The sequence below is a fragment of the Clostridium peptidivorans genome, assembly GCF_900205925.1.
Classification (GTDB): domain Bacteria; phylum Bacillota; class Clostridia; order Clostridiales; family Clostridiaceae; genus Clostridium_AK; species Clostridium_AK peptidivorans.
In genome coordinates this window covers 172306-195958 of record NZ_OAOD01000001.1, presented here as the reverse complement: position 1 = coordinate 195958, position 23653 = coordinate 172306, and the positions used below count along the sequence as shown (strand labels likewise).

The window sequence follows — 23653 nt, the reverse complement described above, 5'->3', positions numbered from 1 at the left end:
TTATAATTTTTTTCGCATAAACTTCAAATTGAAAGGGTAGTTTTCATAAGAAAATCCATCTAAAACTAAGAATCCCTTGATTAAGTCGGTTGGAATATTTACAATTTATACAATATATGATATAATTTAGGTAATATCTGGGTATAGCGCAGATGGTAGCGCGCATGTATGGGGTGCATGAGGTCGCAAGTTCAAGTCTTGTTACCCAGACCATGAGAAAGCCTGTAATTTCAAGGGACTACAGGTTTTTATGTTTTTGTAGTATTTCATTTTCTGCAATTCTTCTATAGTATACAAAAGTATTTCCAGCTATATTAGGCTTAATGCTCTTTAACCAATTTTGTAAGTAATCTTTTAATAAAATTTCGTTTTGCAGAATATATTCACCTTGCTCAATTTCAACAATTAATTTATTCCCAACATGTACCTCTTTTTCTTGTGCTCCTTTTCATAAAAGTTCCTCCTTTAAATTCAAAAGTCTTAGATGATGTCTTTGATAAGATGCCTGTTATCTTGCCAGTGCCAATTAATGCACCACCAGAAATTCCAGTAGTAATATTAAATAGCAGTAATAAAATGTACATATGTAATATTTCTAAATCTAGAATCGATTTTATTGTTAATCTTGTAAATTCTAATAACGCTGATATATCTGATGGGTGTGCTAGGAGCTATATCCTTAATGGGATTTAACGCATATGCTATTATACAAGGAGTTTTAGTAACTGGAGTAACTATATACGCAAACCAGTTATTTAAACAGAGCATTTATAAGAATGAGGAATAATTTATGTCTTATATAGATGACTTTATAAATAGTGTTAAGGATGGAGCTATAGCTTCAATGAAAGCGTATGGGGTATTAGCAAGTATAACAATTGCACAAGCTATATTAGAAAGCAGCTGGGGAAACAGCACATTAGCAAAAGAAAGTAAAAATCTGTTTGGTGTAAAAGCTATAGGTGGATGGAGAGGAGAAAAGAAAAGTTATGCAACTTATGAATACTATAATGGGAAAAAGACTCTAATTAATGATTATTTTAGAGTATATAATAGTTTCGCAGAAAGTATAGATGATCATGCTTTATTCTTAGTAAATAACTCTAGATATAATCAGCATGGATTTTTTAGTGCTAAAGATTATGTAGGACAAGCAAATGCTTTGCAGAAAGCAGGATATGCAACTGCACCAGATTATGCAAAGCAATTAATAAATTTGATAAAACAGTATAGTCTAAATAAATATGATATTATAAAAAGTAATAGCTTTATAAAGGTTGATGGTGAAGCTTATGCTAGTTACAAAGAAGGATCTCCCGGGATAAATTTAATTATAAGAGATTATTCACAGGATATTGTAAGATGCTTTGCATGGGTAGACAATGACAAGGGAGCAAGCTGGGCATTTGACTTAGTACCTCCAAACTTAAACTATACAGTATTAAAAAAGAATACAAGTAAAGTTATTACTACAAGAAATGGTGGATATACCTTTAGTAAAGGAGCTAATTATAAAATTAAGGTTAAAGGTTATAACAAGGATAGAAAGATTGTAGCAGAGAATGAAATAGTGTTAAGAGTACCAAAGTAAATTTAAAGCCGCGGGTTAGGAAACTAGCTCGTGGCTCTTTTTGTATTTTGAATACCACAGGTTCTACCTGTGGTTCTAAAGAGCTTATAGCTATGAGTAGAAAAAAGATACCTCCTTTGTTAGAATAAATGCAGGTTAGCCAACCGCATTAATAACAAAGTAGGTAATCTAAAATGGATATTCAAAGTTCAGCACATAGTAAATGGAATTGCAAATATTATATAGTTTTCGCGCCTAAATATCGTAGGTAAATAGTATACGGGAAGATAAAGAAAGATATAGGACAGATATTAAGAAAACTATGTGAGCATTAAGGAGTAGAAATAATAGAGGCAAATGCATGCCCAGATTACATACATATGTTGGTTAGTATTCCACCAAAGTTAAGTGTTCAACAATTTATGGGATATTTAAAGGGAAAAAGTTCATTGACCCGTTTACGTGTGGTCATGACTTACTTTCGGATTACAAAGTTTTTGTATTATCAACTTTAGTTATATATTTTATAAAAGTACTGTTAATGTTGTTACGTATATAAATGGCAGTATAATTGCAAATGAAAAACCATAGCATATCATTTTTAGTAGTTCTAATTTCATTATTTATCACCTCTATTTAAATACTAGACAAATGTGTCAAAAACTATACAAATTACTGAGGTTAGGGGCATGGGCTCGTTCAGTTTTATAAGTTTACAAAACATGCCGATAGTTATATAATTTATATGTAAATCAACAGAAGAGGAGGCTGCAAACATGAATAATAAACCCAAAAAGAAGTTTTATAAAAAGTGGTGGTTTTGGATAATCGTCGTAGTCATTGTAGGAGTAATAGGAGCTAATGGAGGAAATAACGATAAGGCTCAGAAGTCAAATGATACAAGTAAACCTACTGCAGCAGAGCAGAAAAAAGAAGATACTAAGAAAACAAAAGTGAATTATGAAAACTTTGCTAGCATTAAGATGGGAATGAAATATTCAGATGTTGTAAAGGTTTTGGGAGAAGGAAGAGAAGAAACTTCTTCAGAAGTTTCAGGTATAAAAACTGCTATATATTCATGGAGTGGACCAGGGATAAGCAATATGAATGTTACTGTTCAAAATGGAGTTGTAACAGGCAAAGCTCAAGCGGGACTTAAAGACATGAATGCTAAGGTTACATTAGAAAAATATAACTCTGTTAAAGAGGGAATGACTTATGATCAAATAAAAGCTGTCTTAGGAGAGGGTGAACTTACTTCTCAAACAAAAATAATGGACATGGAAAGTTCAATTTATAGTTGGATAAATAGAGATGGTTCAAACATGAATTGTACGTTTACTGGTGGGAAAATGCAGATGAAAGCACAATTTAATCTAAAATAAATTAAAACCCTGGGTAATCCAGGGCATTTTTTATTTTTTATAAAAATATTTTAATTATAATAACTTAAATCAGCACTTATGTTGTAGGTGCTTTTATTATGTCTTAAAACGAGGTAAGAATATATCAATATGTTTCAAGTTTAATTGCTCCATTAGAAGATAATGATAACATTATTATAACAAGTTGCTTAAACTTTAAATCTAATTATAAGTGCCATAAATGATTTAGAGAAAGCTTGTAATATAAATGTATTACAGGCTTTTCTGTTTTTGAGTATTACTAAAAATGAATTAGTATACAGTTTGATTAAAATGTGACATAACTGTTAAAATCGAATAACACAATGTTTAAAATTTCCGTGTTTTCCATATAATTATGAAAATATATAGAAAATGTGCTATAATATTAATTAAGTTATATTCGCAAGATATTATAAAAAAATAATATTTATAAATTGGGGGGTATAAACATGGAAATTGCAAAGTGTTATGATGTTAAGATTACAATATTGAAGAAATTAAAGGTTGAAGATATTCATAAAGATTATGCGAAAAGTAACATTTCTGTGATTTGTGCAAAGGGACAAGAAGGTGATGAATACATATCAAAAAATTGTGAGATGCCAGATAAATTCTGTGCTGGTGCTTGGGAGGGTTTGAAAAGTAAAGTTTCTCTTTTAGCATCAGGTGGCAACAGCCCTTATGTAAAACAAGATGGGATAGCAATACATTCATGTAATGATGGACTTCATCCGGTTATTTATAAACTAGAAAGAGTAGAAGCTTAATTTTTGTGAATTTAAATTAAAGAAGTTTTATATATACAGCTGTATCTCCTATATAAAGAAGATAAAATTAAGTCTTAGAGTATTCTAAGGCTTTCATTTTTTACATAAACTTACAATGTATGCCATTAGCATTTATCTTACTTTTTAAGTCTCATTGCATTTCAGGATTCACACATTATTATTATATGTAATTTTAGCATAAAAAAGTGTCACAAGGAAAAAAGGGGAATTGGAGTTATGAAAAATAAGTCAAAGAGGTTAATTTATATTGAGGAATATGTATCAATTAATGGCATAAATCAATATCTATTTCATTCTGGTACAAAGTATGATAATCCGGTAATGTTATTTTTACATGGTGGTCCTGGCAGTGCTGAATCAATATTTGCACATGCTTTTCAAGAAAAATGGGAAGATGTTTTTACAGTAGTTCATTGGGATCAACGTGGCTCTGGAAAAACTCTTACTAAAAATCCAGATAAATATCCTACAATTGATTTGATGTTAAAGGATTTGTTTCAAATTATTCAGTATCTAAAGAAAAAATATAATAAAGAAAAGATAATTATACTTGGTCATTCTTGGGGGAGTGTTTTAGGAAGTATATTTATAAAGCAATATCCAGAAGAAGTAGCTTATTATATTGGAGTTGGACAAGTTATTAATATGCTTGAAAATGAGCGTGTTGGCTACGAAAAAGTTAAGGAGTTAATTTTACAGGCTGCCGATAAAAAATCTCTAAAAAAGCTTGAAATTTTAGGTGATTATCCTGGAGATCAATTTGATATTAACTTTATAAAAAAATGTGGCAAAATGCGTGAACTTCAAGGGAAATATAACTTGGCTGTTAAGATAGGTCTTTCCATAGTCATAACTGCATTTAAAAGTCCTATTTTTAAGTTATCAGATATTTTTGCACTGATAAAAGGAGCTAAAGCAAACGAAAAAGTATTAGAGTTTTTATTTGCCTTTGATTTAAAGCCAGAGTCAGCAGAATATAAAATTCCAATTTATTACATTTTAGGCGGAAATGACTGGCAAACACCTTATGTCATTGCACAAGAATACTTTAATAAAATCAATGCACCATATAAAAAATTCTATTTAATACCTGATGCTGGACATATGACAATGCTAGATCAGCCTCAATTATTTGTTAAAGCGTTATTGGAAATTAATAATAAAGAGATATGAGATTATGAAAATAAGTATAAATCACTATCGTAGAACTAAACATTCTTAATATAGCACTTTGTAATTAAATGAAACTTAATTATAAAGTGCTATAAATTTTAGCATGATAATGAGCTGTATCTTTTATTAATAAATGATTTATCATCATCTACAATTATTGTAGAAGTAATTTTACAATTCCTATTAGAGAGTCTATCAAGCTTTTAACTTGAGGGGATTTTTTTGCTTTTGTAGGATAAAATATATAATAAATATTTTTAAAAAGGAGAAATATATATGGATATAAAAAGAGCTACTGAAATTATTAAATCATTAGGTGTAGTAGGGGTAAGTTATGAAGGAAATCCTGTTTGGCTAGAAAATATTAATGATCAAAATAATACAGTTAAAGTTAAAGATATCAAGACAGATAAAGAATTAAATGTAGATATAAAAGATTTGAAAGAAGATTAATTTTACCTCGAGCTTAGGCTCGAGTTTTTTTATTGCATTTAGAGTTAAACTGGTAGAAACTAATATACAAACATATTGTTAAATAAGTGTTAAATTAACTTTATATTGTTGAATTGTTTTGAATTTAGTACTATAATTGCTAATGTTGTGTAAATTTGTAAGTGCGGGGTTGTAACAATGGAAGAAAAAATTGAGATTCTTAGAGAAGAACTAAACCGATTAACCGAAGGGGAGATATGCTTATACTCTGATGAAGTAGTACAACTTAGTCAAGAATTGGACAAACTTATTTATATTTATCAGACAAGTTTAGCCTAGACAACTAGGTTTTTTTTTATTTTTAGAAGATTATAAATAATTATATAAAATGTTATAAGATGATATAAAGGATTTAAATCAGAACTGAGACAGTTTCTTTAGTAGTAGAATTTGATAGACTATAAGTAATTTATATAAGTATGGATTTATTGAAATTTTAAATTTAATATGGTATAATTTACATGTAAATACATGGGAGGTGCTATAAATGATGATTACTACTTGCTAATTAATTTTCAAATTGGAAATTAATATTAAAAGAAGTTTTAAATTACCTAATTCATTAGGTTTATTTGTTTTACTTCTTTTTGAGATATGCAGGTAGGGATAGTCAACTTATAGAACTAAAATTAAATCTTTGTTTTACATTACATTGACTGTTATAAATTCATCTTAAATCCGAGTTTAGTTAAGGCATCACATGTCCAATATTAAATTTATCACTTGGATTTATGTTGATTTCATGAATTTATATACTGTATTTTGATTATGTAAAAATTTTAGATATTTTTAGACTGTAACAAGGCTTTGTCTTAGTGCAGTCTTTTTAGTTTATATGGAGAAGTAAATTTATGATTAAATCTTTATGGAATAGGATGGAAAGATTGAAATATAAAAATATATCGTGGGCGGATGTAAAGTATGAAAAACGAAATAAAGAATGAGTTAATTAAAGTATTGGACATATTTCAACAGGCATATATCCAAAGAGATGTAAATAAAATTGATGATTTCATGAGTGCATTATTTGATAAAAATGAAGATGTAATTGTGGTTGGGACGAGTAATGGTGAATGGTGTTTAAGTTATGAGGAAGTCAAGGATATATTTATCAGTGATTGGGAATATCTACGGATTAAGGCTGATGAAGCTTCAATAGTATCACTTGCAAATACTGCTCTAATCTACGTTCCAGGCACAATAAAATATACTTTTTACAGCAACAGTAATACTTATGAAAGGTATTTAGGCTATATTAAGCAATATTTTGATCAAGGTTCTTCTAATAGTAAAAAGTCTGACAAGGTAAAACTAACTAAGATTAATTGGATTTTATGCCATCTATTAAGTCAGAGAGACAGTAATGAAAGAATTTATTTATGGGATTTACGTATTTCTTTTGTGTTAATTAAAAAGGAAACAGGATGGATTATAAAACAAATGCAATTTTCACTTCCAGCAGTTGGACATTTACCAGATGTAAGAATTGATAATATTGACTATGATGAAGAAAGCTTCAATATGGAAGTGAAAAAGCTTAAGAATTACTCTGCAAGCACTACATCTATATATAAAGATGAAATAACTAAACTTCTACAAGGATTTAATAACGAGTATCTAGATACAGATAAAGATATAGATTCAGTAGTAAATAAATATTTTGCTATTAATAATCCACTTATTATTAATATAGACAAAGTTATTTGTAGTAATCAGGAAGAAATTAAGGAATTAATAGAGACACACAGGGAATATTACGATGAAATCAGATTAGATTGTGAGAACTGTTTAATAAATTCCAATGAAGAGATAGTTTGGATAGTTACTCACGGCATTATGAAAAAAAGTATAAATGAAGAGAATGCATTTAAAAATACAATAAATGCAATAAATAATATATTTGCAAGTAATCTAGATGATAGAGATAAGCTCTTTAACATAAGAAGAAAAATTGCCGATACTCTAAAGGAAAATGCCAAAGGGGAAGAATATGTTTGGCCATTCAGATTCGAAGGAGTGCTTATTAAAGAGAAGCAACAATGGGTGTTTAAATATCTTCAGTTTTCTCTTCCATTTGATTACTTTCTAGAAGGTAAGACAGAAGCAGCCTCTATTTTAGAAAAGAACATTTAATATGCTAAGTCAGGTATGAAAATGGAAGATTATAATGTTGAAGCTTGCCTTAATATCGGTTGTGGTAAGGGTGAACTTTAATTTATTAAAAGTATTGTTAAGCAGAGCTCAATGTTAAAAAAATTCTTACTATTATATATATGCCAATATAGTAATTATAAATGGTGATGAAATTAATGAATTAATTATATGTGTGAAATGCATTAGACTGCAAGTTCAAATACACCATAATAAAGTCTGTAAACTTAAGAGGTTACAGACTTTATTATGGTTTTATTGTATTTAAGCATATTTTACTAATAAGTATTATAGCTAAAATTTGAGCATTTATAATTACTTTTGCATATTATATAGTAACAACTTAATTAAGGAAGTGATTGTAATGAAATTTGCTATAGATATAGGGCATAACTGTTCACCAGATATTGGAGCTAAAGGAATAAAATTTGAAGACGCTTTAACAAAGGAAGTTGGTTCAAAAGTTATAGAAAAGCTAAAAAAGCTAGGGCATGAAGTGATAAATGTGCTTCCAGTAAGATGTAATAGTGTTTCAGATAGCCTAAATAGAAGAGTACAAGTTTCAAATTTAAATAATGTAAATTTATATGTATCAATTCACTTTAACGCTGGAGGTGGACAGGGGTCAGAAGTATACTTCTATCCCGGAAGTACTACAGGAGAGAGATATTCAAAAAGTGTATTAAGTGAACTTGTAAAGTTAGGGTATAAAAATAGAGGAGTAAAGAATGGCAGTAGCCTGTATGTGGTAAGAAATGCAAAAGCTCCAGCTATATTAATCGAAGTATCTTTTGTGGATAGTAAAGACGATATGAGCAAATACAATGCTGAAAAGATAGCTAATGCTATAGTTAAAGGACTTACAGGAAAGGCGCCTGAAGAAAGTGTTCCTGTAAAAGATAATGATAAGGAAAATAAAATATACAAAGTTCAAGTGGGAGCTTTTACAGATAAAAATAATGCTGAGGCAATGGTTCAAAAGCTAAAAGAAAAGGGATTCAACGCTGTAATAGATTAGAAATTGAGTGCTAAAAGGAAATTGTCATGCAATTTCCTTTTTATATATCATAAAATTATAAATTTATGAATATATAAAAAGTGGGGGTGTTTATATATGATAGTAGAATTAAAAGGTCAATGGGGAACTGATATTCATAAAATGAGTAATGAACAATTTAAAAAATTTAAGGAATGGTATGAAGATAAACATAGTGCAAAAGTATTTAGCTATTATAGAGATGGATATGCATGGAATATTAATAAAGCACAATTTAAGCTAGTAAAATTTTTTTGAAGAATAATAGCTATATCTATGGTTAAAATAAATTTAATATAGAACAAAAGAGGAGGAAAGTATTATGGTTAAGAAAAATCAAAAACTGCCTTATACACAAGCATGTAAGAGAGCAAGAAAAATGATAGGTGATAATAAGGAAACATCAGATGTATTACAAGATACTAATTTAACACATAAAAACGTATTAAAGATTAAAAACGAAGATGTATAAAAAATAAAGCTTGATTTTATGAGAAAATATCTCTTTTAAAATCAAGCTTTATTTTAACATTTTATTAAATTTTTCATAATATATATTAAAAAATAAATATCACTTGGTAAATAAACTTTTAATTTCATAAGGATATTATAAAACCAAGAGGTGAAAGACTTGAGTGTTCAAATATACCAAAACCTTAACTTTAAGGTATATAAAGCGGGGAGCGGTTTTATAATACACAATACGAAAAAAAGTTTTAAAAACGGACATACACATGTGCATAAGTATGATATATGTATGATAATGATAAAACTTATAAGCCATAAGAAAGTACCTAAAAATAGAAATAAATATTTTATTGAAAGTTTAATTAGAATAAGTGATGATGAAGAATATATTGATAAAATAAAAAGTACATGTTAAAGACCTGAAAACTCAGGTCTTTATTTGTTAGAAACCTTGTTTACATAATATAAATTATGTAATTGTAAAACAAATGTAAACTGTAACAAATAGAGAAAAAAATGAATAAAATAATAAAATAGTAAGAAATATTTTAGGAGGAGCAATGTTAAAAATAAATAACAGATTGATTAGCCTTCCCGAATATCAATTAGGTAAATTGGATAAAATAAAGGAAAATTTATTAAGTCAAGGAAAAGAAGTATTAGACTTAGGTGTAGGAGACCCTGATTTATTAACTGATAACACCATAATTGAAGGCTTAAAAAAATCTTTAACTTATAAGGGATACAATAATTACCCACCATATGCTGGGATAAAAGAATTGAAAGATGGGATAATTAAATATTATAAGGATGTATTTGGGGTAACATTAGACAGGGAAGAAGTACTTGTATTGATTGGATCTAAAGAAGGAATAAGTAATTTAATACCAGCATTATGTGATACAGGTGATTATGCTATAATTCCTAAGCCATCTTATCCTGTATATGATTTGGCAGCAAAATTATGGGGAGCGGTTTCTTATAAAATACCTTTAAAAGAGAAGGATGAATATCTTCCAGATCTTTCAGCTATACCTAATGAAATAATTAATAAATCTAAGATGTTTTTGATTAATTATCCTAATAATCCTACAGGTGCTGTAGCAAATCCTTATTTCTTTAAGGAAATTATTGAGTTTTGTTATAAAAACAATATAGTATTATGTAATGATGGCGCCTATAATGAAATCATAAGGGGAACCGAAGCTCCATTAAGTTTATTGCAATTTGATTATCAAAAAAAATTTATAGAATTTGGCAGCTTTTCTAAAATATTTAGTATGTCAGGATTTAGATTAGGATATGTAGTAGGAAATAGAGAGGTATTAAACGCTATACTGAAAATAAAAATGAATATGGATTCTGGTCAGTTTGTACCTGTTCAATGGGCCGGTGTTGAAGCGCTTAAATTAGGCAGGGACTATGTAAATGGAGTAAGAAAAATATACGATGAAAGAATAGAATTAGCAGAAAATAAATTAAAGGAATGTGATATAAAATTTTTCAAAAGTAAAGGAGCATTTTATATTTGGGCTACTGTTCCTAAACAATATACTACAGATGAATTTTGTGAAGAGTTGTTAAATAAATGTGGAATTATAGTGACACCTGGATATGTATTTGGCAACCTATGTCACGGATATTTTAGAATGTCACTTACGAAAGATAAAATGGAATTAGAAAAAGGATTAAGTAAATTAAATAATTTAAATAAATAAAGTTCAATAATGCAAGATTTATGATATAATTTAAATTAATAGTTAAAAAACGAGCATATTTTGTGTTATTGCAAAATATGCTTGAATTTATTATAAATATGTATGTATAATGAATATATGTGTTTTAAGCTTAGTTATATGGAAGGATGAAAATTATGATAAGAAGCATGACGGGATTTGGGAGAGCAACCTTTGAGGATGACAGTAGAAGTTTTACTGTAGAAATTAAAAGTATAAATCATAGATATTGTGATATAAACTTAAAAATGCCTAAAAGTTTAATTTCTATAGAAGACAAGATAAGATCTACTATACAAAAGAAAATAAATAGAGGTAAGGTAGATGTATTTATAAATCTTACTACATATGATAAGAAAGATATAAGAACTGTTTTTAATGAAACTTTAGCAGATAGTTATGTGGAGTGCCTTCGAAGCATAAAAAGTAGATATGATATAAAAGATGATATATCACTTTCTTTAGTTGCTAAATTTCCTGAAGTAGTTACAATTCAGCAGCAAGAAGAGGACATAGAGAAACTATGGAAAAGCTTATCAGGTCCGCTTAATGAAGCTATTGATATGCTGCTAGAAATGCGACAAGTAGAAGGAAAAAAATTACAAGAAAATATAATAGAAAAATGTAATAATATAAAAAATATATTAGATAATATAGAAGAAAGAGCTCCTTTAGTTCCTATAACATATAAGCAAAAGCTTCAAGAGAGGCTAAAAGAACTTTTAGAAGACTATAATATAGATGAAAATAGAATGGCTATGGAAGTAGCTATTCTAGCAGATAGAGCATGCATAGATGAAGAAATAGTTAGACTTAATAGTCATATAATTCAAATGCAAGAAACACTTAAGCTAGATGAATCTATTGGCAGAAAGTTGGATTTTATAGTACAAGAGATGAATAGGGAGACCAATACAATTGCTTCAAAAGCTAATGATTTAAATATATCTAATTTAGCTATTTCAATAAAAAATGAAATTGAAAAAATAAGAGAACAAATACAAAATATAGAGTAAGTACTGGAGGCAAGGAATGGGTATTAAACTAATAAACATAGGATTTGGAAATATTGTTTCAGCTAATAGGTTAGTGGCTATAGTTAGTCCTGAATCAGCTCCAATTAAGAGAATAATTCAAGAAGCAAGGGATAGGGGAATGCTTATTGATGCTACTTATGGAAGAAGAACTAGAGCAGTTATTATTACAGATAGTGATCATGTAATTTTATCCGCAGTACAGCCAGAAACAGTGGCACATAGACTATCTTCCAAAGAAGAGGTTGAGGATACAGAAGAGGTTGACAGCTAATGAAGGAAAAAGGACTTTTAATAGTAATCTCAGGACCTTCAGGTACAGGGAAAGGAACAGTATGCAAAGCTATTTTAGATAAAAATGACTTTTGGATATCTGTTTCTGCAACTACTCGCTCCCCTAGAGTAGGAGAGATAGAGGGTAAAAGTTATTATTTTCTTGCAAAAGAGGAGTTTGTATCTAAAATTAACAACGATGATTTTCTTGAATATGCAGAGGTTTATGGAAACTTCTATGGAACACCTAAATCCAAGGTGTTAGAAATGATAGAACAAGGAAGAGATGTTATTTTAGAGATAGATATTCAAGGAGCATTAAAGGTTAAGGATAATTATCCAGAAGGAGTATTTATATTTATATTACCACCTTCTATGGTAGAATTAAAAAACAGAATTACTAAAAGAGGTACAGAAACACCTGAGTCCCTTATGACTAGATTTAAATCTGCTTATAAGGAAATAAACTATGTTTCTAAATATAATTATGCAGTAGTTAATGATAATGTAGATGATGCAGTAAGAAAAATTGAGTCTATAGTTTCTGCAGAAAGATGTAGAGTAGATAGAATGAAAGAAACAATATTTGATTGTAAGGAGGGATTGATGCATGAACAACTCTATGATTAATCCATCAATAGTGGATTTATTAGATAAAGTTGATAACAGATATTCTTTAGTAGTAGTAGTTTCAAAAAGAGCAAGACAGCTTATAGATGGTGATGCACCTCTTATAAATACTGATTTAACAAAACCAGTAACTGTAGCGATAAATGAAATAGATGCAACAGCTATTACTTATGAAACTGTTAAGGAAGGTATAAAGTAAAAATGGAAAGAAAAACTGTAGTTATAGGTGTTACAGGAGGAATAGCTGTATATAAGGCTTTAGATGTAATCAGCAGATTAAGAAAAAAGAACATAGATGTTCACGTAATTATGACTGAATCTGCAGGTGAATTTGTGAATCCTTTAAGTTTCCAAAGTTTAAGCCAAAACATGGTGGTAACCGATATGTTTGATGAGCCTAAACATTGGGAAATACAACATATATCTCTTGCAAAGAAAGCTGATTTAATGCTTATAGTACCGGCTACTGCTAATATAATAGGAAAGGTAGCAAATGGAATAGCAGATGATATGCTTTCTACTACTATTATGGCCACTCATGCTCCGGTAGTATTTGCACCTGCAATGAATACAAATATGTACTTAAATCCAATAGTACAAAATAATATTGAAAAGCTTAAAAATTATGGATATAAGTTTATAGAACCTGAAAGCGGAAGGCTTGCTTGTGGAGATGTTGGGGCAGGAAAGCTTGCAGATACGGAACTTATTGTAGATAAGGTTTTAAGTATGCTTTATCCAATAAAAGATATGGTAGGAAAAAAGGTTTTGGTTACAGCTGGTCCTACATGGTCTTTAATAGATCCAGTTAGATTTATAACAAATAGGTCTTCAGGAAAAATGGGTTATGCTATAGCAGAGGAAGCTAGAGATAGAGGAGCTGAAGTTACATTAGTATCTGGCCCTACGTCTTTAAAGGCTCCTTTTGGAATAAATACTATAAATATAACCACTAATGAAGAAATGTTAAATGAGGTTTTAAAACACTTTGATTCTCAAGACATAGTTATAAAAGCTGCTGCTGTAGCAGATTACAAACCAATGGAGTACTCACAAAATAAAATTAAAAAGTCCTCTGACGAACTTATTTTAAATTTTACAAAAGATACTGATATATTAAAGAAATTAGGGGAAATAAAACAAAATCAAGTGTTAGTAGGTTTTGCAGCAGAAAGCAATGATTTAATAAGTAATGCACAAGCTAAGCTAAAAAAGAAAAATTTAGATTACATAGTTGCTAACGATATAACTTCAGCTGATACAGGTTTTCAATCTAGTGAAAATAAAGTAACTATACTTACTAGAGAAGGAAAAGATGTTTCATTAGATAAAATGAGTAAAAGAGAAGTAGCACAAAAATTATTTAATATTATCAATGAGAAAAACAAAGAAGTATAAGTTGTTAAGATAAAAGGGGCGTTACTTTGCAAAATGAACTTGTAAAGATAGCCTCTTTTATTTACTAAATTATTTGCTAAAGGGTGATTAAGTGGATAAATATGCTGGTGTAATTATAAATAGTACGTCCATTCAATTAGATAAAGTATTTACATATAAAATACCTGATAATTTAATAGATAAGGCTGTAGTGGGTTCTAGGGTATATGTGCCCTTTGGAATAGGTAATAAAAAGATAGATGGATTTATAATGGAAATCTATAAAGAAATTGACGATATAAAAAATATTAAAGAAATAATAAAAATTGATAGTTCTTTTCCGCTACTTACACCAGAATATCTTACGCTTATAAAAAATATGAGAGAAAAATATTTATGTACTCATATGGAGGTTATAAGGGCACTATTTCCTGCAGCATTATTTAAAGGAATGAAAAATAAGAAAGAGAACCTAATTTATACTTCAGAAAAACTAAATGAAAAATTTAATAAGGAACCCTATACTACAATATATAAAGTAGTAAGTGAAAATAATGGATTATACACTAAAAGTGCTTTAAGTAATAAATTCAATATTTCATTGTCTTCCATTAATACAATGCTTAAACACAATTTTTTAACTCAAGAAGAAAATATAATAAATAGATATGATACAAGGCAATATGAATTTTATGAAAAGAAAGCATTAAATAGTGAACAAAAGTCTGCTTTAAATAAAATAATTTATTCTGTAAATAAGTTATTTTTAATTCATGGTGTAACAGGCAGTGGTAAAACAGAAATATACATGAACTTAGTAGAAGAAATGATAAGTAAAGGAAAAGAATCCATAATACTAGTTCCGGAGATTTCTCTTACACCTCAAATGGTGGAAAGATTTAAAGGAAGATTTGGAAAGGATATTACAGTATTTCATAGTAAACTTTCCGAAGGTGAAAGATATGATGAGTGGTTAAGAGTTAAAGAAGGAAAAGTAAAAGTTGCAATAGGTGCTAGATCAGCTATATTTTTGCCATTTAAAACCTTAGGTCTTATTGTAATAGATGAGGAACATGAAAATAGCTATAAATCTGATAGCAATCCTAAGTATCATGCTAGAGAAATTGGAGAAATGTTAAGTTACATATATGGTTGTAAAGTAGTTTTAGGCTCTGCCACCCCATCCATAGAAACTTATTATAGAGCTATAAATAACAAGTTAGAATTAATTACGATTAAAAAAAGAGCAGATGGTGCTCTTATGCCTGACACTCATGTGGTGGATATGAGAGAAGAGCTTGTTAAAAATAATAAAAGTATGTTTAGTAGCAGTCTTTTTGAAAGTATAGAAGATAGGCTTAAAAAAAATGAACAAATAATATTATTTTTAAATAGAAGAGGATTTTCAACTTTTGTATCCTGTAGAAAGTGCGGATATGTTTTTAGATGCAGCAATTGTGATATTTCACTTACATATCATAATAATAGCAATAATTTAAATTGCCATTACTGCGGCAAAACTGAAAAAGTTCCTCAAATATGCCCTGAATGTGGAAGCAAGTATGTAAAATATTTTGGAGTTGGTACAGAAAAAGTTGAAGAAGAAGTAAAAAAATATTTTCCATCTGCAAGGGTGTTAAGAATGGATTTTGATACCACTCGTCGTAAAAATTCTTATGAAAATATATATAACTTTTTTAAAGAGCAAAAAGCTAATGTGCTGGTTGGAACTCAAATGATTGCTAAGGGATTAGATTTTAAAAATGTAACACTTGTTGGGGTTATTGCAGCGGATTTATCTTTAAACATTCCTGATTTTCATGCTTCAGAAAGAACATTTCAGCTTATAACACAAGTAGCTGGAAGAGCAGGAAGGGGAAAGAAAAAAGGAGAAGTTATAGTTCAAACCTATAATCCAGAGAGCTATAGTATACAGTGTGCTGCAGAAAATAGCTACCAGGAGTTTTTTGAACAGGAACTTTCACTTAGAAGGCTTATGAATTATCCACCATTTTCTCAGATAATGCTTATAAATATGAGTAGTCCTAATGAAGAGTTATTGATAAAAAACATACAAAATGCAGCTATTAATTTAGAATCACTATTACAAAATACAAATAAAGTAGAAATATTAGGGCCATGTCCCTCAGAAATTTCTAAAATAAAAAATAATTATAGATGGCAAATTATAATTAAAGGTGAGTTAAATCAAAATATAAAAAAAGAAATAAAAAATAGTATATATGATTCAGTAAAAGAAAGTTATAATAATATAAGAATAAGCATAGATGTAAATCCACTAAGCTTAATATAAATATATGGAGGTAATTTTATTATGGCATTAAGAAGTATAAGAGAAATTGGAGACGAATTATTAAGAAAGAAAAGTAAAAAAGTAGAGAAGATAGATGATAGACTTCAAGTGCTTTTAGATGATATGTTAGAAACTATGTATGAAAGTAATGGAGTAGGTCTTGCAGCTCCACAGATAGGTATTCTTAAAAGAGTTGTAGTAATAGATATAGGAGAAGAACCAGTATTTTTAATAAATCCTGAAATAATAAAAACAGAAGGATCCTACATAGATGAAGAAGGATGTCTAAGCATACCTGGAGAACAAGGAGAAGTAGAAAGACCATACAAAGTAACTGTTAAAGCCTTGGATAGAAATGGAAATGAAGTTGTTATAGAAGGAGAAGAATTAATGGCGAGGGCACTATGCCATGAAATAGATCATTTAAATGGAGTATTATTTGTAGATAAGATTATAAAGGAAAATGGAAGGTAAGTATTATGAATATAGTATTTATGGGTACTCCAGAATTTGCTGTGCCAGCTTTAAAAAGACTTATAGACGAATTTAATGTAACTTCAGTTTTCACTCAACCAGATAGGCCTAAAGGAAGAGGAAAAAAGCTTGCTATGTCTGAAGTTAAGGAAGTAGCCTTAGAAAACAATATAAAAGTATATCAACCTGAAAATTTAAAAAAAGATGAAGAATGTATTAAAGCTTTAAAGGAGATTTCGCCAGATTTTATAATAGTAGTGGCTTATGGTCAAATTTTATCAAAAGAAATTTTAGAAATCCCTAAATATGGTTGTATAAACTTACATGCTTCTCTTTTACCTAAGTATAGAGGTGCAGCTCCTATTAATTGGGCAATTGTAAATGGAGAAAGTGAAAGTGGAAATACAACAATGTTTATGGATATAGGTCTCGACACAGGAGATATGCTTTTAAAAAATAAAGTTCAAATAAAAGATAATATGACTGCAGGACAGTTACATGATTTGTTAATGATGGATGGAGCTGAACTTTTAGTAAAAACTATAAGAGGAATAGTTAATGGAGAAATATCAAGAGAGAAACAAATCGAAGAAGAGTCCTGTTATGCTCCAATGCTTAATAAGGAATTAGGGGAAATAAACTGGAAAAAAGAGAGTACAGATATCAATAATTTAATAAGAGGTTTAAATCCTTGGCCTATAGCTTATACTTATTACAAAGAAGAACGAATGAAAATACTTGAAGCAGAGTTAACAAATGAGGATAGTAATAAAGAATATGGAACCATTATTGATGTAGATAAAAGCGGTATAAAAGTATCTACAGGAAGCAAAGTTTTGTTAATAAAGAAAGTACAATTTCCTTCAGGAAAGCCATTATTTGTACAGGAATATATTAAAGGAAATACTATAGAAAAAGGTGTTCGTTTAAAATAAAGGAGGATATAACATATGTTTTATTTTGATAGAAGTATGATAATTTTAATTCCTGCTATTATAATATCAGCATGGGCCCAGATGAAAATAAGTTCAACATTTCAAAGATATTCTGCTGTAAGAAGCGTAAATGGCTACACAGGATCACAGGTAGCAAGAAAGTTACTGGATAGCCAAGGATTATTTGATGTTCCGGTACAGGTTATAGGAGGGAAATTAACAGATCATTATGATCCAGTGCATAGGGTTATGAGGCTTTCAGAAGAAGTTTTTTATGGGACTTCTGTGGCGTCTATTGGAGTAGCAGCTCATGAAACCGGTCATGCATTTCAGCATCAAGAAAGATATTCTCCTTTAATAATTAGAAATTCCATAGTACCTATCGTAAATTTTAGCTCAAATGCTTCATGGGTTATACTTTTATTAGGTTTTGTTTTAGGACTTCCAGGGCTTTTGAATATAGGAATATTGTTGTTTTCAGCAGTGGTAGTATTTCAACTTATAACTCTTCCTGTAGAATTTAATGCATCTAATAGAGCGTTAAAAATGATTGAAAATACAGGAATTCTTTATAAAGATGAGGTCGCAGGAGCAAAAAAGGTTTTAAGTGCAGCAGCAATGACATATGTGGCGGCTACCCTTATGTCTATAGCACAACTTTTAAGACTTATAGTTTTAAGTAATAGCAGAAGAGATGACTAGTGAAAGATAAGTTTTCCGGAAAGAATAAGTTCTGGAAAACTATTTCACTTTATAAAGAGTAATTTTAATGAATTGAGGTATAAATATGAATGATGTTAGAGAAATAGCTTTAGATACGTTAAATGAAGTTTTTTACAAAGATGCATACTCAAATATTATATTAAATCATAAATTAAATTCTTCTGGACTAGAAGAAAGAGATAAAGCTCTAGTAACAGAAATAGTATATGGTACTATAAAATATAAATATACCATAGATAAAATATTAGATAGTTTCTTAAAAAGTGGTACAAATAAGCTAGATAAACAAATACTTAATATACTAAGAATAGGAGTTTATCAAATAAAATATTTGGATAGAATACCGGATTTTGCAGCTGTAAATGAATGTGTAGAGCTTGCGAAGAAAAAGTCTTTTAAATTTTCTAAATTAGTAAATGGTGTTTTAAGAAATTTCATACGTAATAAAGATTTAAAGATTGACTTCAAAAGTGATATAAAAAGATTAAGCTTTGAATATTCATTTCCAGAATGGATGGTAGAATTATTTGTAAAGCAATATGGTAAAGAAAGTACAGAACATATACTAATGGGATTAAATTCAGTTCCATCAAATACCGTTAGAGTTAATAATTTAAAAACTAATTACGATGAGGTTTGGGAAAATCTTGAGAGTAATGAATACAACATACAAGAGGGAAAAGTTTGTCCAGAAGCTATACAAATAATAAAGGGAAGAAGTATAGAAAGAAATCCATTTTTTAGAGAAGGGTGTATTACAGTACAGGATGAAAGTGCAATGCTTGTAGCTCCAAGTATGGAACTTCAGGATAATATGGTAGTGCTTGATCTTTGCAGTGCACCAGGAGGAAAAACCACTCATATAGCTGAAATAATGAATAATACAGGTATAATTCATGCTTTTGATATACATACAAATAAATTGACTTTAATAAAACAAAATACTGAAAGACTTGGAATAACAAATATAAAGCTGGATACAATGGATGCTTCTATATTTAATAAGGATTTAGCAAATAAAGCAGATAGAGTTCTTATAGATGTTCCTTGTTCTGGGCTTGGAATAATAAGAAAAAAACCAGAAATAAAGTGGAATAAAACATATAAAGATTTAAAAAGCTTAATTCCTATACAGAGAAATATAATGAAAAATGCTGCTCAGTATGTAAAACCAGGAGGAATAATTCTTTATTCAACATGTACTTTAAATAAAGAAGAAAATGAAAAAAATATAAATTGGTTTTTAGAAAATTTTAAAGAATTTAAATTAGAAACTTTATTTTATGGTAATATTGATAATATGATTTATAGTGAAATGGGAACTGTAACTATTTTACCTGATGATAATATGGATGGATTTTTCATAGCTAAACTAAGAAAACAAGGATAGGTGTTTTTATGATAAATATACTAGATTTTTCTTTAGAAGACCTTAAGATATGGATGAAAGAAAATGGAGAAAAGGATTTTAGAGCAAAACAAGTTTTTGATTGGGTATATAAAAAGACATTTGATTTTGATAATATGAATAATATTCCTAAGGACACTATAACTAAATTAAAAAATAATTTTTATTTTAGTTTACCTAAAGTAGTAAAAATGTTAAAATCAAAAAATGAGGATACTTATAAATTTTTATTTGAATATGCAGACAATAACGTCATTGAAACCGTAGTTATGAAATATAATCATGGTAATTCTATATGCGTTTCCACTCAAGTGGGATGCAAAATGGGATGTAAATTTTGTGCATCTACATTAGGGGGTGTAATTAGGGATTTAACATCAGGGGAAATATTAGGCCAAATACTAAAAGCTGAAGAGACCACAGGTGAAAGAATATCCAATATAGTAATGATGGGAAGTGGAGAGCCTTTAGAAAATTATGATAATGTTTTAAAGTTTATACATATAGTAAATTCTTCTTATGGGTTAAATATAGGGCAAAGACATATAACGCTATCAACCTGTGGAATTGTTCCTAAAATAATAGACTTAGCAAATGAAGAATTACAAATAACTTTAGCTATATCACTTCATGCTCCAAGTGATGATATAAGGAAAAATATGATGCCTGTAGCGTATAAATACAATATAGAAGAGCTTTTAAAAGCCTGCAAATATTATATACAAAAGACAAATAGAAGAATCACATTTGAATATGCTTTGGTTAGTGGTGTAAATGATAGTGACAATCATGCAGAGGAATTAAGCCGAAAGCTTAAGGGAATGTTGTGTCATGTAAATTTAATACCTGTAAATGAGGTAAAGGAAAGTGGTTTTGAAAGGTCTACAAATGAAAATATAAAAAGATTTAGTAATATATTAATTAAAAATGGTATAGAAGCTACAGTAAGAAGAGAAATGGGATCTGATATAAATGCAGCTTGTGGACAATTAAGAAGAAGCTATACCAATAAAATTTAAAGTTTAAATTGAAGAGGTGGAGTTGTATGGTGGGTATACTGTCAGACGTAGGAAACATAAGGGAAATCAATGAAGATTCCGTCGGTTGTTATAAAGGAAAAGATAGGGCTATATACGTCATTGCTGATGGCATGGGAGGGCACAATGCGGGAGAAGTGGCCAGTAAAGTAGCAGTTGATTTAACTATTGATTATATTAAACAGTTAAGTAATATAACAGATTTAAAAAGAGAAATTACTATAGCGGTTCAAAAATCTAATGAGGAAATATTTAATTTATCAAAATGTAGAAAAAATCTTTCTGGAATGGGTACTACCATAACTGCATGTTTAATAAGCGAAGATAAAGCTATTGTTGCAAATGTAGGTGATAGTAGTTGCTATATTATAGATAAGGATGATAAGATAAAAAAAATCACAAAAGATCATTCATTAGTACAGCAACTAGTTGATAATGGAACTATAACTGAAGAGCAAGCTAAAAAGCATCCAAACAAAAATATTATCACAAGGGCACTTGGAACTAATAAGCAAATAGAAATTGATACTTTTTGTTTAAATCTTAAAGAGATTAAAAATATAATATTATGTACAGATGGATTGACAAATGATCTTGTTCCTGAAGAGATTTGTGAAATAGTACTTAATCATACTAAAGAAGATTCATGTAGAGTGCTCATAGAATGTAGTAAACAAAGAGGCGGTAGAGATAACATTTCAGTCATAGTTTTTGGAGGAGAGTGTAAAGATGGTAGGAACTTTACTAGGGAATAGATATGAGCTGCTAGAAAAAATAGGCGAAGGCGGTATGGCTGAAGTTTATAAAGCCAAATGTCATTTACTTAATAGATTTGTAGCAGTTAAAATATTAAAAGATGAGTTATTAAAGGATTCTCAATTTGTAGATAAGTTCAAAAGAGAAGCTACTGCAGCAGCAAGTCTTTCAGACAATAATATTGTAAATGTTTATGATGTAGGCTCTCAAAATAATATACATTATATAGTAATGGAATATATAAAGGGTAAGACGCTAAAAGAATTTATAAGAGAAAAAGGTAAATTAAATGAAGAAGAAGCAATAAATATAGCTATACAAATAGCTAAAGCTCTTGAATGTGCTCACAGAAATAATATAATACATAGAGATATTAAACCTCATAATATATTGGTAACAGAAGAAGGCTTAGTGAAAGTTACTGATTTTGGAATAGCTAAGGCTACTAACTCTGTGACTATCACAAATACTAGTAAAGTTATGGGATCAGCACATTATTTTTCACCTGAACAAGCAAAAGGTAGCTATGTAGATGCAAGAACTGATATATATTCACTTGGAATAGTAATTTATGAAATGATAACAGGCAAAGTTCCTTATGATGCGGATAGTCCTGTTTCGGTAGCTTTAAAGCATATACAGGAACAGGCAGTTCCACCTAAAAATATAGTTCCTAATATATCTCAAAATATTAATAATCTTATTTTAAAATCCATAGAAAAAGAACCTATTAAAAGATATCAAAGTATTAAGGAAATGTTACAGGATTTAAGGAAAGTGAAAAATAAAGAAAAAATCAACGTAGCTTTTTTTGATATGGATGAAGACAGAACTAGAGTAATGAAAGCTATAAAAGTAGATTCATTAAATCATAATAAATTCTCAAATGATGCTGTGGATGAAGAAGATAAAAATAATGAAGGAAAAAATAAAATAAATAAGAAAAAAAGAGGAATGATAATAGCCTTTACTGCAATAATACTTGTTTTAATTACGGGATTTGCTTCAGGGTATATGATATTTAATAACTCTATCTCTCCGGGAAAAAACAAAGCTCAGGATGTTATAGTGCCTAAAATAGAAGGATTAAGCAAAGACCAAGCTAAAAGTATTATAGAAAGCAAGAATCTAGTATTTACAATAATCGGAACAGAAAAAAATGATAAACCTGAGGGGACTGTTTTAAAGAGTTATCCAACAGAAGGAACTTCTGTTAAGCCAAATTCAGAGGTAAGAGTTACATTAAGTGCGGGCAAGGATAAGTCAATGGTTCCTGATTTGAAAGAAATAGATTTACAATTAGCTAAGGATATTTTAAGTAGATATAAGCTGCAATTAGGTAATGTTCAATATGCATATGATGATACTATTCCTAAGAATTGTATTATAAGTCAAAGTCCGTCTCGTGATGAAAAAGTAGATGAAAATACAAAAGTAGATGTAGTAGTAAGCAAAGGAGTTGAAATTAAATATTCAACTGTTCCAAGTTTAAGTGGAAAAACAATAGAACAAGCAAAGATATTACTTGCTAATTCTAATTTGAAATTAGGCAATTCAAATACTCAAGCAACTGGAGATGAAACTTTACAAGGAAAGATTTTCGAGCAAAGCATAGAGCCTGGAGTTCAGGTAAAAGAGGGAACAACGCTAAATGTAACATATTACGTATTTGACCCAAAACTTGTGCCAAATCCAGATGAAAATAACAAAAATCCAAATGGAGATGGTAAAACTGATGAAAGTAAGGATCAATCACAAGGGAATCCAGGTGGAAGTAATCAAGGCACAGGCCAGGGAAATAAAAATATGGAAGAAAATAAACCAAAGGGAAATATAATTCAATAAACAATTGAATATAGATACTTTTAAAGG

27 protein-coding genes, 1 tRNA gene and 1 pseudogene are annotated in these 23653 nt (G+C 29.2%); 28 read left to right on the top strand and 1 reads right to left on the bottom strand.

Annotated features, from left to right (window positions below; all coding sequences use genetic code 11):
* Positions 1-137: 137 nt before the first annotated feature.
* A tRNA-Pro gene (locus CRN98_RS01090) sits at positions 138-213 on the top strand.
* A gap of 197 nt (positions 214-410) precedes the next feature.
* On the opposite strand, the gene CRN98_RS17575 is transcribed toward CRN98_RS01090, so the two are convergent.
* Positions 411-584, bottom strand: coding sequence for a hypothetical protein (locus CRN98_RS17575; RefSeq protein ID WP_179631863.1), 174 nt, complete (start codon positions 582-584; stop codon positions 411-413).
* A 47-nt stretch (positions 585-631) separates the two neighbouring features.
* On the opposite strand from CRN98_RS17575, the gene CRN98_RS17910 reads away from it, so the two are divergent.
* The 27 genes and pseudogenes from CRN98_RS17910 (at position 632) to pknB (ending at position 23626) form a co-directional block, all read left to right on the top strand.
* Positions 632-787, top strand: a complete 156-nt coding sequence (locus CRN98_RS17910; protein WP_479723513.1) for a phage holin family protein — start codon at positions 632-634, stop codon at positions 785-787.
* Between the two features lie 3 nt (positions 788-790).
* Entirely contained in the window at positions 791-1591 is an 801-nt protein-coding gene (locus tag CRN98_RS01085) for a glycoside hydrolase family 73 protein (protein ID WP_097025565.1), read from the top strand.
* Positions 1592-1764: 173 nt separating this feature from the next.
* Positions 1765-2022: pseudogene (gene tnpA, locus CRN98_RS01080) on the top strand (IS200/IS605 family transposase); the annotation flags it as partial.
* Between the two features lie 324 nt (positions 2023-2346).
* Positions 2347-2955, top strand: coding sequence for a DUF3862 domain-containing protein (locus CRN98_RS01075; protein WP_097025564.1), 609 nt, complete (start codon positions 2347-2349; stop codon positions 2953-2955).
* 470 nt (positions 2956-3425) lie between these two features.
* Complete coding sequence (locus CRN98_RS01070; RefSeq protein ID WP_097025563.1) at positions 3426-3743, top strand: TIGR04076 family protein; 318 nt, start codon at positions 3426-3428, stop codon at positions 3741-3743.
* A 237-nt stretch (positions 3744-3980) separates the two neighbouring features.
* Complete coding sequence (locus CRN98_RS01065) at positions 3981-4937, top strand: alpha/beta fold hydrolase (RefSeq protein ID WP_097025562.1); 957 nt, start codon at positions 3981-3983, stop codon at positions 4935-4937.
* 276 nt (positions 4938-5213) lie between these two features.
* Complete coding sequence (locus CRN98_RS01060; protein WP_097025561.1) at positions 5214-5390, top strand: H-type small acid-soluble spore protein; 177 nt, start codon at positions 5214-5216, stop codon at positions 5388-5390.
* A gap of 177 nt (positions 5391-5567) precedes the next feature.
* Complete coding sequence (locus CRN98_RS01055; RefSeq protein WP_097025560.1) at positions 5568-5708, top strand: aspartyl-phosphate phosphatase Spo0E family protein; 141 nt, start codon at positions 5568-5570, stop codon at positions 5706-5708.
* A gap of 642 nt (positions 5709-6350) precedes the next feature.
* Entirely contained in the window at positions 6351-7562 is a 1212-nt protein-coding gene (locus CRN98_RS01050) for a nuclear transport factor 2 family protein (protein ID WP_097025559.1), read from the top strand.
* 382 nt (positions 7563-7944) lie between these two features.
* On the top strand, positions 7945-8598 hold the full coding sequence (locus tag CRN98_RS01045; RefSeq protein ID WP_097025558.1) for an N-acetylmuramoyl-L-alanine amidase: 654 nt from the start codon (positions 7945-7947) through the stop codon (positions 8596-8598).
* Between the two features lie 96 nt (positions 8599-8694).
* A complete protein-coding gene (locus CRN98_RS01040; RefSeq protein WP_097025557.1) occupies positions 8695-8874 on the top strand; it encodes a hypothetical protein in 180 nt (59 codons plus the stop codon).
* 64 nt (positions 8875-8938) lie between these two features.
* Positions 8939-9088: a hypothetical protein gene (locus CRN98_RS17570; protein ID WP_179631862.1), complete on the top strand. Its 150-nt coding sequence runs from the start codon at positions 8939-8941 to the stop codon at positions 9086-9088.
* 285 nt (positions 9089-9373) lie between these two features.
* On the top strand, positions 9374-9499 hold the full coding sequence (locus tag CRN98_RS18005; RefSeq protein WP_278335391.1) for a hypothetical protein: 126 nt from the start codon (positions 9374-9376) through the stop codon (positions 9497-9499).
* Between the two features lie 145 nt (positions 9500-9644).
* A complete protein-coding gene (locus tag CRN98_RS01030) occupies positions 9645-10802 on the top strand; it encodes an aminotransferase class I/II-fold pyridoxal phosphate-dependent enzyme (RefSeq protein ID WP_097025555.1) in 1158 nt (385 codons plus the stop codon).
* Between the two features lie 155 nt (positions 10803-10957).
* Positions 10958-11836, top strand: coding sequence for a YicC/YloC family endoribonuclease (locus CRN98_RS01025; RefSeq protein ID WP_097025554.1), 879 nt, complete (start codon positions 10958-10960; stop codon positions 11834-11836).
* Between the two features lie 16 nt (positions 11837-11852).
* Complete coding sequence (gene remA / locus CRN98_RS01020) at positions 11853-12128, top strand: extracellular matrix/biofilm regulator RemA (RefSeq protein ID WP_035307528.1); 276 nt, start codon at positions 11853-11855, stop codon at positions 12126-12128.
* Positions 12128-12757 (top strand): guanylate kinase, encoded by a 630-nt coding sequence (gmk, locus tag CRN98_RS01015; protein ID WP_097025553.1) that lies wholly within the window; start codon positions 12128-12130, stop codon positions 12755-12757. Before remA ends, gmk begins: the two co-directional genes overlap by 1 nt.
* Positions 12738-12956 (top strand): DNA-directed RNA polymerase subunit omega, encoded by a 219-nt coding sequence (gene rpoZ, locus CRN98_RS01010; RefSeq protein ID WP_097025552.1) that lies wholly within the window; start codon positions 12738-12740, stop codon positions 12954-12956. Before gmk ends, rpoZ begins: the two co-directional genes overlap by 20 nt.
* 2 nt (positions 12957-12958) lie before the next feature.
* Complete coding sequence (gene coaBC, locus CRN98_RS01005; protein ID WP_097025551.1) at positions 12959-14155, top strand: bifunctional phosphopantothenoylcysteine decarboxylase/phosphopantothenate--cysteine ligase CoaBC; 1197 nt, start codon at positions 12959-12961, stop codon at positions 14153-14155.
* A 91-nt stretch (positions 14156-14246) separates the two neighbouring features.
* Positions 14247-16448, top strand: a complete 2202-nt coding sequence (gene priA, locus CRN98_RS01000; protein WP_097025550.1) for a primosomal protein N' — start codon at positions 14247-14249, stop codon at positions 16446-16448.
* Positions 16449-16469: 21 nt separating this feature from the next.
* Positions 16470-16922 carry a peptide deformylase gene (gene def / locus CRN98_RS00995; RefSeq protein WP_097025549.1) on the top strand — a complete coding sequence of 151 codons (453 nt, stop codon included), beginning with the start codon at positions 16470-16472 and terminating at the stop codon, positions 16920-16922.
* Between the two features lie 5 nt (positions 16923-16927).
* Positions 16928-17857: a methionyl-tRNA formyltransferase gene (gene fmt / locus CRN98_RS00990; RefSeq protein ID WP_097025548.1), complete on the top strand. Its 930-nt coding sequence runs from the start codon at positions 16928-16930 to the stop codon at positions 17855-17857.
* A 15-nt stretch (positions 17858-17872) separates the two neighbouring features.
* Positions 17873-18559 carry a zinc metallopeptidase gene (locus tag CRN98_RS00985; RefSeq protein WP_097025547.1) on the top strand — a complete coding sequence of 229 codons (687 nt, stop codon included), beginning with the start codon at positions 17873-17875 and terminating at the stop codon, positions 18557-18559.
* Positions 18560-18644: 85 nt separating this feature from the next.
* Positions 18645-19970: a 16S rRNA (cytosine(967)-C(5))-methyltransferase RsmB gene (gene rsmB, locus CRN98_RS00980; protein WP_097025546.1), complete on the top strand. Its 1326-nt coding sequence runs from the start codon at positions 18645-18647 to the stop codon at positions 19968-19970.
* Between the two features lie 8 nt (positions 19971-19978).
* Positions 19979-21007, top strand: coding sequence for a dual-specificity RNA methyltransferase RlmN (gene rlmN / locus CRN98_RS00975; RefSeq protein ID WP_097025545.1), 1029 nt, complete (start codon positions 19979-19981; stop codon positions 21005-21007).
* Positions 21008-21033: 26 nt separating this feature from the next.
* A complete protein-coding gene (locus tag CRN98_RS00970; RefSeq protein ID WP_097025544.1) occupies positions 21034-21780 on the top strand; it encodes a Stp1/IreP family PP2C-type Ser/Thr phosphatase in 747 nt (248 codons plus the stop codon).
* Positions 21737-23626 carry a Stk1 family PASTA domain-containing Ser/Thr kinase gene (pknB, locus tag CRN98_RS00965; RefSeq protein WP_242960764.1) on the top strand — a complete coding sequence of 630 codons (1890 nt, stop codon included), beginning with the start codon at positions 21737-21739 and terminating at the stop codon, positions 23624-23626. The genes CRN98_RS00970 and pknB overlap by 44 nt, the downstream gene beginning before the upstream one ends.
* Positions 23627-23653 lie beyond the last annotated feature (27 nt).